1 protein-coding gene is annotated in these 536 nt (G+C 49.4%); it reads left to right on the top strand.

Annotated features, from left to right (window positions below; genetic code table 11):
• A partial coding sequence (locus RMT89_RS40865) for a rhamnan synthesis F family protein (protein ID WP_315888818.1) occupies positions 1-536 on the top strand: 536 nt, incomplete at both ends.

The following is a 536-nucleotide window of genomic DNA, read 5'->3' as shown; positions in this document are numbered from 1 at the left end:
TAGTCAATTTGGCGGCGGTGTCTACTGTGTGTTCGTCTATTACGAAACCAATGGCCAAGTCTCGCAAAGCGTTCACAACATTCTGACGGCCCTGCAGCGGCGCAAGATCAACATCATTATTGTAACCAACGTAAAGCTGTCTGACAGCCAGTCGGCTGTGCTGACCCAGTATTCCCATACTTTAGTTCTGCGTGGGAATAAGGGTTTTGACTTCGGAGCTTATAAAGATTGTGTCCTGCACCTGCAGCAGAAAGCGCCGGATCTGACTAGGCTGATCCTTTTGAACGATAGTGTTTATTACTTCTCGAACGAAATTGATCATTTTGTCGACGGCCTTTTGGGCAATGACGACAGCATCGCAGCCTTCGAGAACTGGGACCCGATCCACGCATATCACCTTCAGTCCTTCGCGCTCAGCGTGTCACGCAATGTGTTCGATCACCCTAGCTTCCTTGCATTTTGGAAGGGATATACTCCGGTCAACAACCGACTTCATGCCATCAGCCAAGGCGAGAAGAAGCTATCGAATGCCTGTC

Origin of the sequence: Streptomyces sp. P17, assembly GCF_032436805.1 — a bacterium.
Taxonomy (GTDB): Bacteria; Actinomycetota; Actinomycetes; order Streptomycetales; family Streptomycetaceae; genus Streptomyces.
The sequence above is the reverse complement of the archived record's forward strand: the minus strand, read 5'-3'. Positions and strand labels throughout refer to the sequence as shown.